The sequence below is a fragment of the Streptomyces sp. YKOK-I1 genome (genome assembly GCF_054660435.1).
The window spans coordinates 9,427,193-9,443,383 of sequence record NZ_BAAGDR010000001.1 but is presented as its reverse complement, the minus strand read 5'-3'; the positions used below and the strand labels follow the sequence as shown (position 1 = coordinate 9,443,383).

The window sequence follows — 16,191 nt, the reverse complement described above, 5'->3', positions numbered from 1 at the left end:
CCTGCGGTCAGGACAGCACCCGGCGGACGTACGGCACCAGCCGCACCGGCCCGGACAGTCCGTGGTCCTGGCGGGCGACGGTGCCGAAGACGGCGGGCTGCGCCACCCTCAGACGGTTGACGAGCGGGGTCGCGACCTCCACCTCGATCAGGTTCCGGCCGGGGCGCAGCAGCGTGCCGACCTCCACCACGGGGTGGAGACGGTCGACCGCCGGTGCGCGTGTCCCGTTCACGGTGACCTGTGCGGTGTCGCTGACCTGGCCGAGCTCCAGCCGGGCGTCGTGGGCGTCCGTCCAGTCGTCCGGCAGGGTGACCGTCGTACGGTAGCGGCCGATGCCCGCGGAGTCGGCGAGGTCGGGGATGCGCGACCAGGGCAGCAGGGTGTCGAGCACGAGGGTCCGGCGCAGGCGTTCGGTCTGTGCCGGACCGGCTCCCGGCAACCAGTCCTCGACCTCCAGGTCCCAGCGCTCCGGGGTGACCGCGTCGGGCACGGCCGCGACGGTGGTGGTGACCGTACGCCCCGTGGACAGACGGGTGGTGTAGGTGCCGGGAGCGGCCGCACGGATCGCCAACCTCCCGTCCGCGTACAGGACTTCGGGTGCGTCGGTGGCGACGGCGTGCGGGCGGTTCCCGTGGCGGTCGCCGAAGAGGCCGGGGCGGCCGAGTGCCACGATCACGGTCTGACCGGGTTGGAGGGCGACCCGGAGCGTGATGTCGTCGCCGTCCTCGGTGTAGCGGGCGAGGCGCGCGGCCCGGCCGGTCCAGGGGTCGAGCAGATACGGCACGCTCGTGCGGCCCCGGGTGCGGCGCAGGGTGACGTCGTGGTCGATCGCGGCCACGGGCGGTTTGACGGTCTCCGCGTGCTTGCCGTTGCAGAGGTAGTAGAAGTCGGCGTCCTCGGTGGCACGGTGGGCGTTGAGGAGGGTGGAGGCGGTGGCGTGGCGCACGTCGGCGGTGACGCCCAGGCCGGCGAGGGCGTCGCCGACGGCCGCCTTGTCGGTGACGCGGACGACGGTGGGCAGGGCGAGCAGGCGGGCGAGGATCTCCCGCAGCCCGTCCGTCTCGCCCTCGTCCGGCACTCCGGGGGTGAGCGCCTGGTCGAAGGCGCCCAGCAGGACTACGGGTAGTCCGGCGCGGGCGAGGGTCAGTAGTCGGCGGGCGTCGGTGAGGGCGAGGGTGGGGGTGGAGCCGTAGAAGAAGTCCCCTTCGACGAACAGGGCCTTGTAGGCGGGGCCGTCGGGGGCGAGACGGCCGCCGCGCACGGTGGCGTTGGGCAGGTTCAGCAGGGGACCGCTGAGGAACTGGTGGGTCCAGCCGAGCGGGATCCCGGAGGCGGTGAACCAGGAGGCGCCGATGCCGGTCGCGGTGTAGCCGGTCTGGCGGAGGATCGCGACGTCCGCGCGGGCGGTGCCGGACTGCAGGACGGTGTGGACGCGGCCGAGGTAGTCGGCGATGTCGTTCACATGGCGCCAGGTCGGCTGGCGCGGTCCCCAGGACTCGCCGTAGCCGGGTGTGCCGTTGTAGGGGCTGAAGGCGGCGAAGCCGGGCCAGCTCGCCCCGGGGACGGTGGCGTAGGAGAAGCCGTGGACGACGGTCTGGTTGACGCCCGCCGCGTAGGCCCCGCCCATGGTGCGCAGGAACCGGTCCCACGTGGTGCTGTACGCCGACCCGTTGTAGGCGCCCGCCTCGCAGGACAGCACGGTGTGCCCGGCCATGTCCCGGCCGCCGGCCAGACAGCGGTGGTCGTCGAGGTTCTTGAAGCCGAGGGACTCGCCCTCGGGGATGTCGAGGATCGCGGCCGAGGCGATGGCGTCGGTCTGGAGGCCGTAGGGCTGGGCACGCAGCTGCATGCCGAGGGAGTGGGCCCAGTCGCGCAGGGCGCGGACGTGGTGCCGGTTGAAGAGGCCGGAGACGGTCTCCCAGAAGTCGTGCCGGATCTGGCGGGTCAGCTGCGCCTCGAAGGCGAACACCTGGTTGGAGCCGTCGAGGATCACGGCGGGCAGATACGGCAGCAGGGAGCGTCCGGTGTGTTTCTCGAAGGCCTCGGGCAGAGCGGGAGTCCAGGTCAGCCCGGCGGTCTCCAGCTCCACGGAGTCCTCGAAGAAGGCTCCGCCGGCCGCCCGCAGCAGGGAGCGCAGGGTGGGCGTCAGGATCTCCCGCTCCCAGAACCGGGTGACGGCGGCGGTGCCGGCCGCGCTGAGGTGGTCGACGACGTAGGCGGCGGGCGCGGAGTGGGGGCCGGATTCGGGCTGCTGGGCCGAGCCGCGCAGCCAGTAGGCGATCAGCACCCAGTCGCCGTCGTCCGGCGCGGTCCAGGTCAGGCCGGTGTCGGTGACGGTCGCGGTGAGGTCGCGGACGCTGGCGGGGTCGAGGCCGGTCTCCTTGCGGGTGGAGTACGCGGGCTCGATCCGGGCGGCCTGCACGGCGAGGAGCAGGTGGCGGGTCACGCCGCTCGCGGGGGCGCGGCCGGGCGCGGGCACGGGTCCCTCGTAGCGGGCTCCTGCGGTCAACCGCACCTGGCCGAGGACGAGTTCGCGGGCGGCGGCCTCGTCGTCCGGGGTGAGGCCCGGGACGGCGACGGGCCAGCTGGGGCCCAGCGTGAGGTCGAGGGTGAGACCTCGGCGGGCGGCGCGGCGCAGGGCCGCCTCGACGCCCTCGCGCCACGGCCGGCTCGCCCAGCCGTGGTGGGCGGTGTCCAGGACCGACTTGTCCTTGACGCTGTGGTGGACCGCGGCGATCTCGGCTCCGCCGAACCCGGCGTCGGCGATCGCGTCGACCTCGCGGGCGATCTCGTCGGCGTCAACCAGACCGTCGGGCCACCACCAGCGGAACCTGGGGCGCGGACCGCGCCCCGGTGCGGCGAACCAGTCTGCGGACGGGCCGGGGCCGTGGGCGGTCTCCGGCGCTCCCGCCTGCGCTGCGGCGGCGGATCCCGACCCCACCGCCGCTACGGCTCCCGCCGTGAGCCCGGCGGCCAGGACGGTACGGCGGGACGGACCGGGCGACGAGACGCTCTCCGGCACAGGACGCTCCCCAGGGTTGACACCATGAAGATGATTGAATCGTTTCAACCACCTTCTCAAAACGCCGGAACGTTATGCCGGGCTCTCACAGGAGGTCAAGAGGTGTGCAGATGTGCCTTGTCGGGGTGCCGGATCGGTCATGATGCCGGGATGGAGCAACGTTTCATCGGGACGGCGGAAGGGGAGGACGGGCGGCGCGGGCCGTCCGAGACGACCGAGGCGGTGGTCGTGATCGACGTGCTGCGGGCCTTCACGGCGGCCGCCTGGGCGTTCGCGCGGGGCGCGGAGCGGATCGTCCTGGCCGAGTCGTTGGAGGAGGCCCGCGCCCTCAAGTCCCGTCACACGGACTGGCTCACGCTCAAGGACGGACCACCCGAGCCGGGCTTCGACACCGTCAACTCCCCCGCCCTCATACGCTCCCTCGACCTGACCGGGCGCACCCTCGTGCAGAAGACGACCCACGGCACCGTCGGCGCTCTCGCCGCCCGCGACGCACCGCTGCTGCTGTGCGCCGGCTTCACCGTGGCCGCGGCGACCGCGGACGCGCTGCGGGCGGTACGGCCCCGGCAGGTGACGTACATGATCACCGGCGACGGCGGACGCGCCGAGGAGGACCTCGCCTGCGCCCGGTACATCGCCGACCTGGCCGCTGGGCATACGGCGGACCCGGCGCCGTATCTGCGCCGCGCGGCCGCCTCCGCGGCGGCGGCCGACCTGGCCGACGGGGTCCGGCGCGGCCACCTCGGGGTCCACCCGCAGGACACGGCCCTGTGCCTGCGGGCGGATGTGCACGGCTTCGCGATGGCCGCGGCGGTGGAAGAGGGCCGTGTGATCCTGCGCCGCCAGGACGCGCATCGATGACCAGCGCGGGAATCGGGCCCAGAAAACCCTTTGCCCGTGTTCGCCGCACAAGTCGAGACTGATTCCATGCTCGGATTCGTGAGGACCGACGACGAAGCATTGGTCGCGTGCCTGGGCGACCCCCAGCGCACGGTGGCGGCATACCGCGAGCTGCTGCGCCGCGGGGAGAGCGCGGTGAGCGCGATCCGCGTCGGCCTGCGTGACGCGAATCCGGCCGTGCGCGAGGGCTGTTGCCGGCTTCTCGATCATCTGGTGGACACCGAGTCGATGGGTGAACTCGTCGCCATGACGGACGATCCCGACGCTCGCGTCAGGATCGCCGCGTTCCACGCGCTGGCCTGTGACCGGTGCAAGGGCGACACCTGTGCTCCGGGCCCGGACCGGGTCCTCGAGCCCGCCCTCCGTCACCTGCGCTCGGACCCCGACCCGCAGGTCCGGTCCAGGGCCGCCGAACTGGTCGGCAAGTTCGCCCACTCCGACGCACGCGCGGTCGCGGCCCTGCAGGCGTCCCACGCGCACGACCCGAGCCGCGCGGTACGCAAGAAGTCGGGCTGGTACGCCCCCGGCGGCACCATCTACCGACGGACCCTTCCGCCGGCCGCCAAGGCGCGGAACAGCGCTTGAAGACCGCCTCAACCGGCGTGATCACCAGGCTGGTCGGGGGGAGCTGTTTCAGCCAGTGGTGCCGGCCGTGGCCCGACACCCCGCTCAGGTGTTGGCGCCTCGGGCCGTCACCGGCCGGGCAGCCGGTCAGAGGCCCGGGGGGCCTGTGCTGCCCTGGAGGCGTTCCAGGTCCGAGGGGCGCACCTGGATGACCACGATGGCGATCAGGGCGGCGAGGGCGGTGAAGATGGCGGCCATGATGAAGGCGGCCGAGACGCCGGCGGTGAGGACGTGGTCGGACCAGGGGGCGGGAAGCTGGCCGGTGCGCTGGAAGCGCAGGCGTTCGGCGGGGGTGGCCTGGGCGAGGAAGGCGGGGATCTGGTCGTTCGCCTCGTTGCGGCTGGCCGTGCCGTACATGGTGACCAGGATGGACAGGCCGAGTGAACCGCCCACCTGCTGCGTCGCGTTGAGGAGGCCGGAGGCCGCGCCGGTCTCGGGCGTAGGGACGTTGGAGAGTGCCATCAGGGTCAGCGACACGAACTCCATGCCCATACCGAGGCTGAAGACGAGCATGGGGCCGAGGATGCTGCCCGCGTAGGTGGAGTCGACGTCCGTGAGCGTCAGCCAGCTCAGGCCGGCCGCGGCGAGGATCGCGCCGCCGACCATGAAGGGTTTGGGGCCGTACGTCGGCAGGAACCGTGACGCGAGTCCGGCGCCGACCGCGATGACCGCGCTGACCGGCAGGAACGCGAAGCCGGCGGCGAGCGGGCTGAAGCCGAGCACGTTCTGGACGAAGAGCGTCAGGAAGAAGAACATGCCGAAGATCGCGGCGGCCAGACAGAGCATGATGCCGTACGTGCCCGCCCGGTTGCGGTCGGCGAACATGTGCAGCGGGGTGATCGGCTGCCGGGAGCGCCGCTCGATCAGGATGAACACGGTGAGGACGACGACGGCCGCGCCGAACGAGGCGAGCGTGAGGGCGTCGCGCCAGCCGTCCTGGCCGGCCCGGATGAAGCCGTAGACCAGCAGCACCATGCCGACGGTGGAGGTGAAGGCCCCCGCGAGGTCGAAGCGGCCCGGGTGGCGCTCGGACTCCTTGATGTAGCGGGGCGTGGCGAGCGCGATCAGCAGGCCGATGGGGACGTTGACGAAGAGCACCCAGCGCCAGTTCAGGTACTCGACGAGGATGCCGCCGGCGAGCAGGCCGATCGCGCCGCCGCCGGCCGAGACCGCCGCGAACACACCGAAGGCGCGGTTGCGTTCGGGCCCCTCACGGAAGGTGGTGCTGATCAGGGCGAGCGAGGTCGGGGAGGCGATGGCTCCGCCGACGCCCTGCAGGGCCCGCGCGGACAGGAGTTGGGCCTCGTTCTGGGCGAGGCCGCCGAGCAGGGACGCGAGGACGAACAGCAGCACGCCGACGATGAACACGCGCCGTCTGCCGAGGATGTCCCCCGCCCGGCCGCCGAGCAGCAGCAGACCGCCGAAGGTCAGCGTGTAGGCGTTGACGACCCACGACAGGCTGGTGGTGGAGAAGTCCAGGGCGCGCTGGATGTCCGGGAGCGCGATGTTCACGATGGTGATGTCGAGGACCACCATCAACTGGCACGAGGCGATGACCAGCAGCGCCATCGCGTGTCCGCCACCGCCGTTCTGCGGGGCGGTGGTCTCGGTCGCGGGAGTCGGCTGCGGAGCGCTGGTCATGACGTCGTGTCGCCCGCCCGGAGCGGGCCCGAGGGAGGTGACCGTGGACGGTGGTGTCCAGGGCCGGATCCACCGTTCGACCGTACGCCCCCGCCCAGACCGTCACCACTCGATCACCCGGGGGACGACATGGCGGTGCCGGGCCAGGACTCCCCCGCAGTCCTGGCCCGGCCACCGGCGCCGCGGGTATCCGTGCCGCGGTTGATCACCAGCATGCGACAGGTGAGGGCGGTATGTCGTTGGCGGACGGTCCACTGCTCGTTGGCACCGCGTCCACATCCGGCCCGCCGCCGCACCCGCCGGGGCCGGTCCTGCTGAGCGCGGCGAACTGATCGCCCACGCCCGGACCAGCACCGTGAACACACCGCGCCTCCGCGCCCGGACCAGCACCGTGAACACGCGGCACGCCCCTACCCGGACCAGCGCGCCGTGAAATACACGGACCGGCCCCGTGAGAATGCAGCGCGCCCGCCTGCCGCCTGCCGCGTGATGATTCAGCGCGCCCGCATCCGGTCCGCCGCCGTAGGAAGTCGGCACCCCTCTCCCGAAGCCCCGCCTCGCGAAGGCACCACACCCCCGTCTCACTCACCCCTGCGCGAGGTCACCAGCTCGGCGTCGCTCCCCTCGCCGCGCAGAGCCGAGGTCGGAGTCCTGTTCGCCGCCCCGCGTAGCCACGAGCCCGGAGACCTGTCCGCCGCCCCACAGAGTCACGACGTCGAAGACTGTCCGCCACCCCGCACAGCCACGAGCCCGAAGACTGTCCGCCGCCCCGCACAGCCAAGGGATCGGTGTCTCACCCGCCACCGCGTGAACCCACGAGGCCGGAGGCCTGGCCGCTGCCGCGCGAAGCCACACCGTCCGCAGCGCGCCCGGCGCCTCGTGAGGTCGTCACCCCCGCATCCCGCCCCACGAACTCCACGCCCGGACCACCGCCCGGCGAAACCTCCGCCCGCGCCCCCCGCCCGTCTTCGTGCGAACTCAGCGCCTGCTCCCGCAGTTCACTGGGCGGCAGGCCGTACGCGGTGCGGAAGGCCCGGGTGAACTCGGCGGCGCGGAGGAAGCCCCAGCGGGCGGCGACGGCGTGGATCGGCAGGGTGCGCAGGGCCGGGTCGGCGAGGTCGCGGTGGGCCCCGGCGAGCCGCTGGTCGCGGATGTAGGCGGCGATGCCGACGCCTTCGTCCTGGAAGAGGCGGTAGAGGTAGCTGCGGGAGATGTGGTGGGCCTCGGCGATCCGGGCGGGCGTGAGGTCCGGGTCGGCCAGGTGGCGGCGGACATGGTCCTTGACGTGCAGGACGAGCGTGCGGCTGCGGGTCTCCGGCGGCAGGCCCGGATCGGCGTCCACGGCGTGCGCGAAGGCGACCGTGACCAGGTCGGCGACGACCGTGCCGAGCCGAGGGGCGTCGGCGGGCCGGTACGGCCCGGTGTCCCCGATCAGCTGGCGCAGGAACTGGGCCAGCAGGGCGCCGCTGCCCTCGCGGCCCGAGATGAGGCCTCCCAGGATCCGGTCGACGCGATGCCCCGGTACGGCCACCAGTGTGCGGGGGATCTCCACGCCGACGATCGTGACGGGGTCGGCGCCGGTGGTCACCTCCCAGGACCGCGACGAGGAGTTGGTGTGGAAGTCGTTGATCCGGTAGACGGCCTGGCGCCGGTCCCAGACGGCCGCGCCCTCGCCCTTCAGCAGCAGCGACAGATGGTACGTCTCGGGGTCGGACTGCCGGACGAGCTTGGCCGTGCGGTGGAACGTGAGGGGGTCCATCGTCGCCGGCCACACGACGACCTCACCCAGCTCGATCACCCGCTGGTGGCCTCGGTAGTCCTCGGTGCGGTCGGTGCTGAGCCGCATGGGAGCGTGGGTGCTCCCCATGCGCTGGGCCCAGGCGTCGAAGCGGTCGCGCGGCGGCAGGTCCATCGTCCGGAAGACCGACTCTCGCAGCATTCAAGCAGTCAACCACACAGGTCGTAGCACCTGTTGAGGGTGGCCCCCCGAGCACCCGCAGTCATATTACCGAACCGTAACCTACCGACCAGTACCCGCGGTTACCCCCTGGTCGGTACGGTCCTGACAGTTCGTCTAAGAGCGGTACGGGGCTGCGGTCGGGACGACCGGCGCTCCGTGCCGTCCCCCACCCGAGCCGCAGAGGAAGGCTCGGGCCTCCCCTCTCCCCCGGAGGTCCGCCATGCCCGCCCCCACCAGACTGCTGGCCGCGGCCGTGACCGTGGCAGCCTGCCTCGGCACCACGGCCGTCCCGGCCACCGCCGCCGGCGACACGGACACGGACGCCGTGGTCTCGCGCGGTGTCACCATCCCCACCTTCTACAACCCGCCCGCCACCCTTCCGGCGGCCGACGGCACCCTGGTCCGCACCGAACCCCTCCCCCTCGCCCTGAGCCTGCCCGGCATCGACGGCCCGCTCCCCGGTGCGGCGACCCGGCTGATGTACAAGTCCACGGACTCCGCCGGCGGACCCGTCGCGGTCACCGGCGCCTACATCGAGCCGACGGCCGCCTGGCGGGGCAGCGGGGCGCGTCCGCTGGTCGTGGTGGCCCCCGGCACCATGGGCCAGGGCGACCAGTGCGCCGCCTCCCTCGGACTGGAGCGTCCCCTCACCGTCAATCTCCAGACCCTGTCGGTCGGTTACGAGAACCTGGCGATCTACCGGCTGCTCGCGCGCGGCGTCGCCGTCGTGGTCACCGACTATCCCGGGCTGGGCGCGACGGACCGGCTGCACACGTACGTCAACCGGGTCGACGAGGCGCACGCCGTCCTGGACGCCGTCCGCGCCGCCCGTTCCCTTGGCGGTACGTCGCTCACGGCCGCCTCCCGGGTCGCGCTGTACGGCTACAGCCAGGGCGGCGGGGCCACGGCGGCCGCCGCCGAACTCCAGCCCTCGTACGCCCCCGACATCACCCTGGCCGGCACCTACACGGGCGCCCCGCCCGCCGACCTGGCCGCGGTCACCCGGGCCATCGACGGCAGCGACCTCGCGGGGGCGCTCGGCTGGTCGGTGAACGGGTTCGTGCAGTCCGACCCCAAGCTGAAGCCGATCGCGGAGGCCCATCTCAACGCGGCCGGCAAGGCGGCCCTGAAGGACCTGTCGACCATGTGCGTGGGCGACGCCCTGCTCGCCTACAACTCGGCCCGCAGCACCTCCTGGACCACCGACGGCAGTTCCATCAGCGACATCGTCGAGGAGGAGCCGGAGCTCCAGGCGTTCCTCGCCGACCAGCGCATCGGCCGGCTGAAGCCGACGTCCCCGGTACGGCTGGTGACCGGCACCGCCGACGACCTCGTCCCGCACGCGCAGGCGCGGGCGCTCGCCGTGGCCTGGTGCGCGAAGGGCGTGGACGTCACGTACAAGCCGGTGGTGCTGCCGGGTCTGGGCCGGGCGCTGCTCAACCACTTCGCTCCCCTGCTCACCGACCAGGGCGACGCGATCTCGTGGCTGACCGACCGGCTCGACGGACAGCCGGCGTCGTCGAACTGCGCGACGCTCCCGCTGAAGCCGTGACGCCGTGACGCCGTGACGCCGTCAACGTCACGGGTGGGTGGGGGAGCGACCGACCGCTCCCCCACCGCCGCCCTAAGCTGAGGTCATGGCCGAGGTCGAGGTGGTGGAGTTGCTGGTGTCGGGCGCGCACCGGTTCGCGGGGCGTCCCTCGGACGGGCCGGCGGACGGGCCCGAGGACGAGTCGGTGTCCCGGGTGGAGGTCCGTCGGGGCCTGGGGCTGGTCGGCGACCGGTACTTCGGCCGTCCGGCCCACCGGGACGCGGCGGTGACCCTCATGGCCGTCGAGAGTCTGCCGGTGCGCCCGGACGGTTCCCCGGGGCTGCGCCAGACCCGGCGGAACATCCTGCTCAGGGGCATCGACATCGACTCCTGCGTCGGTTCGACGATCGCGCTCGACAGCGGGGCCGGTCCCGTGCTGTTCGCCGTGAACCGGCCGGCCCGGCCGTGCGCCTGGATGGACGTCACGGTCGGGCCGGGGGCACGGCGCGCCCTGCGCGACAAGGGCGGCGTGCGGTGCACGCCGTTGTCCGACGGCGTGCTGACCGTCGGCCGGGCGACGTTCGAGGTGGTCGACGCACCGCCCGGGCCAATCTGACGGGGAGGCGCCCGTCAGCCGAGGTGGTAGCTGTCGCCGTAGACCTTCCAGTCCAGCGGCGGGTCGAGGTCGAGGTTGCCCTTGCGCAGGAAGACCCGCTGGGCGGTGTCGACGCGGCTGGTGTCGCTGTGCGCCTCCTCCTGCTTCATGGCCCAGACGCGCGCGTCGAGGAAGGCGTTGAGGTACGTCGTCTCGTTGCCGCCCTGGGCCGGCGGCTTGGCGCTGCGCAGGGCCCGCCTGCGGATGTTGCGGAAGCTGGTGGGGTCGTCGCCGTCGCCGTGCATCACGATCGCGTCGTAGTACGCGAACTGGCCCAGGGCCCGCAGTCCGTCCGTCTTTCCCTGTTTGACGGCCGGGTTGAAGTAGACCCGGTCGCGCTCGTCGTTCTGCGCCTGCTGGAAGGCGGCGTCCTGGGCGGCCTTGCGCCAGTCCTTGGGGTAGTTCGGGTCGAGCCCCGCGTGGGAGTCGCTGCCGTCGACCGAGCGGAGCGCCGGGAGGTACTTGGCGAGGACGTTGCCGGGCTTGCGGTCGGTGTAGAGCTGCACGAGGTCGAGCATGTCGCCGGTGCCTGAGCAGAAGCCGATGATCCCGGCGGTGTAGCCACGGCCGTCGCCGATGTCCTCGATGTACTTGTACTGGGCCTTCCAGTCGAGCGAGGAGTTCTCCGCGCTCGACACGAGCTTCATCGCGATCTCCTTCTTCGCCGGGTCGTCGAGCCCGGCCGCGGTCACGGCGCCCGCCCGGGACGGGGCGAGCAGCGGGGTGGCCGCCAGGGCCCCGGCCAGGGCACCGGTCAGGGCGAGGAAGGTACGGCGGGAGGCGGGAATGGGCACCACGGTGACTCCAGGGGGAAGTGGGGGGTGGGGTGAGTCCGTGCCGGTAATACCAAACTGACAGGAAAGTTTCCTATCAAGTCGGGGTCGGAGAAGTAACCCCACCGCAAGCATGTTCGTACGATCGAACGAGCACACTTCCGGCCACGTCCGTGTGCGGGCGCCCCGGGCTCAGCGCAGCTTGCCGAGGCGGGCGTCCTGCCACAGGTCGACGCCCGCGTCGGTGGCGTACCGGTCGATCTCGGCGAGTTCCCCGGCGCTGAAGTGAAGGTTCTTCAGCGCGGCCGCGTTCTGCTCGAGTTGCTCGGTCCGGGAGGCCCCGATGACGAGGGAGGTGACCCTCGGGTCGCGCAACGCCCAGGCCAGGGCCATCTGGGCCAGGGTCTGCCCGCGCCGCGCCGCGACGGCGTCGAGGGCGCGCAGCCGCTCGACCATGTCGTCGGAGAGCCATGCCGCGTCCAGCGAGGTGCCCTGTGCCGCGCGCGAGTCCTCGGGGACGCCCTTGAGGTAACGCCCGGTCAGCATCCCTTGGGCCAGCGCCGTGAACCCGATGACGCCGACGCCCTCCTCCCGGGTGACGTCCAGCAGGCCGTCGGTCTCTATCCAGCGGTTGAGCATGCTGTACGACGGCTGGTGGATGAGCAGCGGCGTGCCCAGTTCCCGCAGCAGGCCCGCGGCGATGCGGGTGCGCTCCGCGTCGTAGGAGGAGATGCCGACGTAGCGGGCCTTGCCCTGGCGCACCGCGGAGGCCAGCGCCGACATCGTCTCCTCCAGGGGTGTGGTGGTGTCCAGGCGGTGGGAGTAGAAGATGTCGACATGGTCGACGCCCATGCGGCTGAGGGACTGGTCCAGGGAGGCCAGGAGGTACTTGCGCGAGCCGCCGCCCTGTCCGTAGGGGCCGGGCCACATGTCCCAGCCGGCCTTGGTGGAGATCACCAGTTCGTCGCGGTAGGGCCCGAGGTCCTGCTTCATCAGGCGGCCGAAAGTGAGCTCGGCCGCGCCGTAGGGGGGACCGTAGTTGTTGGCCAGATCGTGGTGGGTGATCCCGAGATCGAAGGCGCGCAGGGCGATCTCCCGCTGCTTCTCGAACGGCCGGTCGTCACCGAAGTTGTGCCAGTACCCGAGGGACAGGACGGGGAGGTCGAGTCCGGAGCGGCCGGTGCGGCGGTACAGCATGCCGTTGTCGTAGCGCTCGGGGTGCGCGACATGGGTCATGACAGGGTCTCCCTTCAGGGGGCGCCGGGAGTGTCGCCGCGCCAGTCGAAGCGGGCGGCGTCGGTGGGGCGCCGTACGTACAGGGTCCGGCCGCCGGGGCCGTAGCGGCCTATCTCCGTGGTGAGTTCCACCTCGCCCGGCTCGTGGTCGGTGCGGTCCGTGACGTCGAGCAGCAGGCCGTCGAGCGGGCCGCCCACCAGCTCGGCGTACGCACGGTCCGGGCGGGGGCCCGCGTCGTCGTGGTCCGCGCCGTACACCCGGCCCCGCAAGAAGTCAGCCTCGTCCATGACCAGCAGCTTGGCACGCCCCACTGACAACGCCCCACCGGCGACGCCCCACCGCCGAGGGCCCCGGACCGGCTCCCGGGCCCGGGTCGGAATGCGGGGCGCACAGGGGCGCACGGAAGCGTCTTCCGCATCGTGGGCGCGTCGGCGGGTAGCCCTGCTCTCATTCGCACATCGGGGTGTACGGGCTGGGGGGCGACCGTGACGGCGGACGGGCTGGAGCGATTACCGGAGGACGAGTCGGGGCGGGACCGGCGGCGCCGCGCGGTGCGGGAGCTGCGGGCGGCGGGCCGTGACGGGCCCCGGTTGCGGGAGGTCCTGCCCGCGCTGGCCCTGCTGATCCTGGCCGTGTGCGCGCTGGTCGTGGGGCTGGTGCTGGTCTCCCGCCGGTTCGGCGCCTGGGCCTGTGTCCCGGTCCTGGTGGTGCTGGGGGTCGTCGGGGGCGCCGTACGGCGCCGCTCCCGGCCGTACTCCCGGCGGCGCGGCGGTCGCTACACCCCGGAGGAGCTGGCGGAGCTGGACATGCCGGCGCTGGTGGCGGCGGTGGCCCGGATGCTGCGGCGGGACGGCTGGCGGGTGCTGCCGCCGCCGCGCCACGACGCCCTGCATCTCGCCGCCCGGGACGGCCGGGGGCGGGTGCTGGACGTGGCGTTCCGTCCGGTGGCCGAACCGCTGCCCGACGAGGACGAGGCCTGTTCCTGCCGGACGCGGCCGGCGGCGCGCGGCTGGGCGGCTCCGGCGCTGCGGCTGGTGGTGCACCGGGGCACGTTCACCCATCGGGACGAGGTGTGGGCCGCGCGCCAGAGCCATACGTATCTGATCGACGGCCCCCGGCTGCTGCTGTGGGCGGGCGGGACTCCGCTGGCCCAGCTCGCGGCGGACGCCGCTCCCCAGCGGTGAGGGCCGGCGGCACGGGCCGCCGCCCGGAACCTGGAGGGCCCGGGCGGCGGCGGTCGTGGAGCGTTCCCCCGGCCTCGGCTCGGCTGCGCCGCCCGAGGTCAGGGGACGACCCGGATCAGAGGACCCGGATCAGAGGGCCCGGATCAGAGGGCCCTGATCAGGGCGTCAGCTGCCAGTTCTGGATGTAGCCCACGTCGATCGACGCGCGGTCCTGGACGCGGAGCTTCCAGGTGCCGTTGAGCGGCTGGGCGGAGGCGTTCACGGTGAAGGTCTGGTCGACGTTGTCGGCGGAGCCGCCGCTGCGGTTGAGCAGCGAGTAGACCGTGCCGTTCGGGCCGACGAGGTCGACCGTCAGGTCCCCGCGGTAGGTGTGGACGATGTTGACGTAGACCGAGGTGGTGGCGGAGGCGTTCCCGTCGCGGCCGGTGATGGTGACCGGGGACTCGACGGCGGCGCCGTTGTCGGGGATGTCGACCCGGGTGGCGTTGGCGTAGATGTACGCGATCCGCCAGCTGAAGGTGTCCGTGACGGACGCCCCCGTGCTGTCGGTGACCTTGAGGGTCACGTCACCGGTGCCCAGGGTGGTCGGCGTGCCCGTGATCAGACCGCTCGCGCTGATGCTCAGCCCGTCCGGCAGTCCGGTCGCCTCGTAGGTCAGGCCGGCGCCCGAGTTGGTGGTGTAGGCGTCCACCTGGAGGCTGACCGCCTGGCCGATGCCGCTGGTCTGGTCGGCGATCGGGGCGACGTTGACGCCGAGGGCGATCCGGTTGCCGACGTTGATGCCCGCCCAGGCGTCGGCGACGGCGAGGTAGGTCGGGCTGTAGGCGCCGAAGAGGTCGGCGGCGGCCGACAGGGTGGCGGTGCGGGCGCCGGCGTAGTTCGTCGACGAGGTCATGTACGTCGTCAGCGCCCGGTACCAGATCGCGGCGGCGTTGGTGATGCCGATGCCGGTCACGGCCTGGCCGTCGGAGGTCGGGCTGTCGTAGGAGACGCCGTTGATCGTCTTGGCGCCGCTGCCCTCGGAGAGCAGGTAGAAGAAGTGGTTCGCGGGGCCCGAGGAGTAGTGGACGTCGATGCTGCCCAGGGTGGAGCTCCAGCTGTCGCGGGAGGAGCCGTCCTTGGAGGGCTTGTCCATGTAGCGCAGCGGGGTGCCGTTGCCGTTGATGTCGATCTTCTCGCCGACCAGGTAGTCACCGGGGTCGGCCGGGAGGTTCTCGTAGAACTCGACGGCCGCGGCGAAGATGTCCGAGGTCGCCTCGTTCAGGCCGCCGGACTCACCGGAGTAGGTGAGGTTGGCGGTGGCGGCGGTGACGCCGTGGCTCATCTCGTGGGCGGCCACGTCGAGGGCGGTCAGCGGGTGGGTGTTGCCCGAGCCGTCGCCGTACGTCATGCAGAAGCAGCTGTCCTGCCAGAACGCGTTGACGTAGGAGCTGCCGTAGTGGGCCCGGCTGTAGGCGGCGACCCCGTCGTTGCGGATGCCGTTGCGGCCGTAAACCTCTTTGTAGTAGTCCCAGGTGGCTGCGGCGCCGAAGGCCACGTCGACACCGGCGGTCTGGCGGTTGGACGGCAGACCGGTGCCCCAGACATCGTTGTCGTCCGTGAAGAGGGTCCCGGTGCCGGACGTCCCCTGGTTGAGGTCGTACGTCTTGTGCCCGGCGCGGTCGGGGTCGGTGAGCTGGTACGTCGATCCGGACAGGGTGGTGCCGAGCGGGACCGTGCCGACGTACTGGCCGGTGCCGGTTCCGGTGTGCACCTTCTCCGCGGCCTGGATCTGCTTGCCCGTGGTGGCGTCGGTGACGACCTGGAGTTCGCTCGGGGTGCCGTCCTTCTGGACGCCCTCGACGACCGTCTCCCAGGCCAGGACGGGCTTGCCGGTGCCGGCCCAGACGACCAGCCGGGGCGCGTTCTCGGCCTTCGAGCCCTTGACGTCGGCCTTCTTCGAGGCGGCGAGGGCCTTGTCGCCGGCGTTCGAGGCGGAGAGCTTCGGCGTCAGCGAGGACACCTTCAGGGTGGCTCCGCTCGCCTTCGTCACGGTGGTGCGGCCGCTCTTGTCGTGCACGACCAGGTCACCGCCGAGGACGGGCAGTCCGCCGTAGGTGCGCTCGTAGCGGGTGTGGGTGGTGCCGTCGGCGTCCTTGATGACGTCCTTGGCGACCAGCTTCTCCTGGCTTCCGAGACCGAGTGTCCTGGCCGTCGAGCCGGCGGCGGTCTGCGCGCTCTTGATCAGCGAGGCGCGGCGGGCCGGGGACAGGGCGGTCGGTTCGGCGCCGGCCCGGGGCGTGGCGGAGATCCTGCCGGGGCCGGGGTCGGTGGGTGCCGCCGAGGCGGCGCCGGTCTGCATCCCGAGGGTGAGCAGGGTGCCGGCGGTGGTGAGGGCGATGAGCGAGGCGCGTCTGCGCCGGGGGGTGGCATGGTGTCGCCGGGGCAACGGGTTCTCCTTCGGTGCGACGGTCGGCCCCTGGTGGGGGCCGATGGGGGGCGGACCGACGGGATGGGCCGGTCCGGAGCGCTGCACGACTGGCGGGTGGAAGGAGGTGGGGGGTGGAAGGGCATCCACCTAGTGAGGTGCGTGTGAAGGAACGGTGAATGCCCGCAGCAGAGTGGCACCGCGTGCACAGCTTTGTCATGGGAATGCCAAAACTTCGGCCGGAAATGACCATGCCCG

Annotated in this window: 11 protein-coding genes and 1 pseudogene; 5 read left to right on the top strand and 7 right to left on the bottom strand. The window is 72.5% G+C overall.

Annotation, left to right across the window (positions count from 1 at the left end; genetic code table 11):
• Window positions 1-7 precede the first annotated feature (7 nt).
• Window positions 8-3,022 (bottom strand): glycosyl hydrolase, encoded by a 3,015-nt coding sequence (locus ACYQ8Q_RS42015; protein ID WP_460072332.1) that lies wholly within the window; start codon window positions 3,020-3,022, stop codon window positions 8-10.
• Between the two features lie 150 nt (window positions 3,023-3,172).
• Here ACYQ8Q_RS42015 and ACYQ8Q_RS42010 point away from each other — a divergent pair, with 150 nt between their 5' ends.
• The gene (locus tag ACYQ8Q_RS42010; protein WP_460072330.1) at window positions 3,173-3,883 is read left to right on the top strand and encodes a 2-phosphosulfolactate phosphatase; all 711 of its coding nucleotides are present in this window, start codon (window positions 3,173-3,175) and stop codon (window positions 3,881-3,883) included.
• A 66-nt stretch (window positions 3,884-3,949) separates the two neighbouring features.
• Window positions 3,950-4,507: a HEAT repeat domain-containing protein gene (locus ACYQ8Q_RS42005; RefSeq protein WP_460072327.1), complete on the top strand. Its 558-nt coding sequence runs from the start codon at window positions 3,950-3,952 to the stop codon at window positions 4,505-4,507.
• Between the two features lie 126 nt (window positions 4,508-4,633).
• Here ACYQ8Q_RS42005 and ACYQ8Q_RS42000 read toward each other — a convergent pair whose 3' ends face one another.
• Entirely contained in the window at window positions 4,634-6,187 is a 1,554-nt protein-coding gene (locus ACYQ8Q_RS42000; protein ID WP_460072325.1) for an MFS transporter, read from the bottom strand.
• Window positions 6,188-7,163: 976 nt separating this feature from the next.
• Window positions 7,164-8,126 (bottom strand): annotated as a pseudogene (locus ACYQ8Q_RS41995) (helix-turn-helix domain-containing protein); the annotation flags it as partial.
• Between the two features lie 241 nt (window positions 8,127-8,367).
• Between ACYQ8Q_RS41995 and ACYQ8Q_RS41990 the strand changes: the two are divergent.
• Together ACYQ8Q_RS41990 and ACYQ8Q_RS41985 are read left to right on the top strand one after the other, a co-directional pair.
• Window positions 8,368-9,699 (top strand): alpha/beta fold hydrolase, encoded by a 1,332-nt coding sequence (locus ACYQ8Q_RS41990; protein WP_460072323.1) that lies wholly within the window; start codon window positions 8,368-8,370, stop codon window positions 9,697-9,699.
• Window positions 9,700-9,784: 85 nt separating this feature from the next.
• Window positions 9,785-10,294, top strand: a complete 510-nt coding sequence (locus ACYQ8Q_RS41985; protein ID WP_460072321.1) for a molybdenum cofactor biosysynthesis protein — start codon at window positions 9,785-9,787, stop codon at window positions 10,292-10,294.
• Between the two features lie 14 nt (window positions 10,295-10,308).
• Here ACYQ8Q_RS41985 and ACYQ8Q_RS41980 read toward each other — a convergent pair whose 3' ends face one another.
• The 3 genes from ACYQ8Q_RS41980 to ACYQ8Q_RS41970 all read right to left on the bottom strand — a co-directional run bounded on the left by ACYQ8Q_RS41980 (window position 10,309) and on the right by ACYQ8Q_RS41970 (window position 12,629).
• Complete coding sequence (locus ACYQ8Q_RS41980; protein ID WP_460072319.1) at window positions 10,309-11,130, bottom strand: chitosanase; 822 nt, start codon at window positions 11,128-11,130, stop codon at window positions 10,309-10,311.
• A gap of 168 nt (window positions 11,131-11,298) precedes the next feature.
• Complete coding sequence (mgrA, locus tag ACYQ8Q_RS41975) at window positions 11,299-12,342, bottom strand: L-glyceraldehyde 3-phosphate reductase (RefSeq protein WP_460072317.1); 1,044 nt, start codon at window positions 12,340-12,342, stop codon at window positions 11,299-11,301.
• Window positions 12,343-12,356: 14 nt separating this feature from the next.
• Entirely contained in the window at window positions 12,357-12,629 is a 273-nt protein-coding gene (locus ACYQ8Q_RS41970; RefSeq protein ID WP_460072316.1) for a hypothetical protein, read from the bottom strand.
• 198 nt (window positions 12,630-12,827) lie between these two features.
• Here ACYQ8Q_RS41970 and ACYQ8Q_RS41965 point away from each other — a divergent pair, with 198 nt between their 5' ends.
• Window positions 12,828-13,526, top strand: a complete 699-nt coding sequence (locus tag ACYQ8Q_RS41965) for a hypothetical protein (RefSeq protein WP_460072314.1) — start codon at window positions 12,828-12,830, stop codon at window positions 13,524-13,526.
• Between the two features lie 157 nt (window positions 13,527-13,683).
• Here the strand turns inward: ACYQ8Q_RS41965 and ACYQ8Q_RS41960 are convergent, their stop codons facing one another.
• Complete coding sequence (locus tag ACYQ8Q_RS41960) at window positions 13,684-15,954, bottom strand: M4 family metallopeptidase (protein WP_460072312.1); 2,271 nt, start codon at window positions 15,952-15,954, stop codon at window positions 13,684-13,686.
• Window positions 15,955-16,191: the final 237 nt, after the last annotated feature.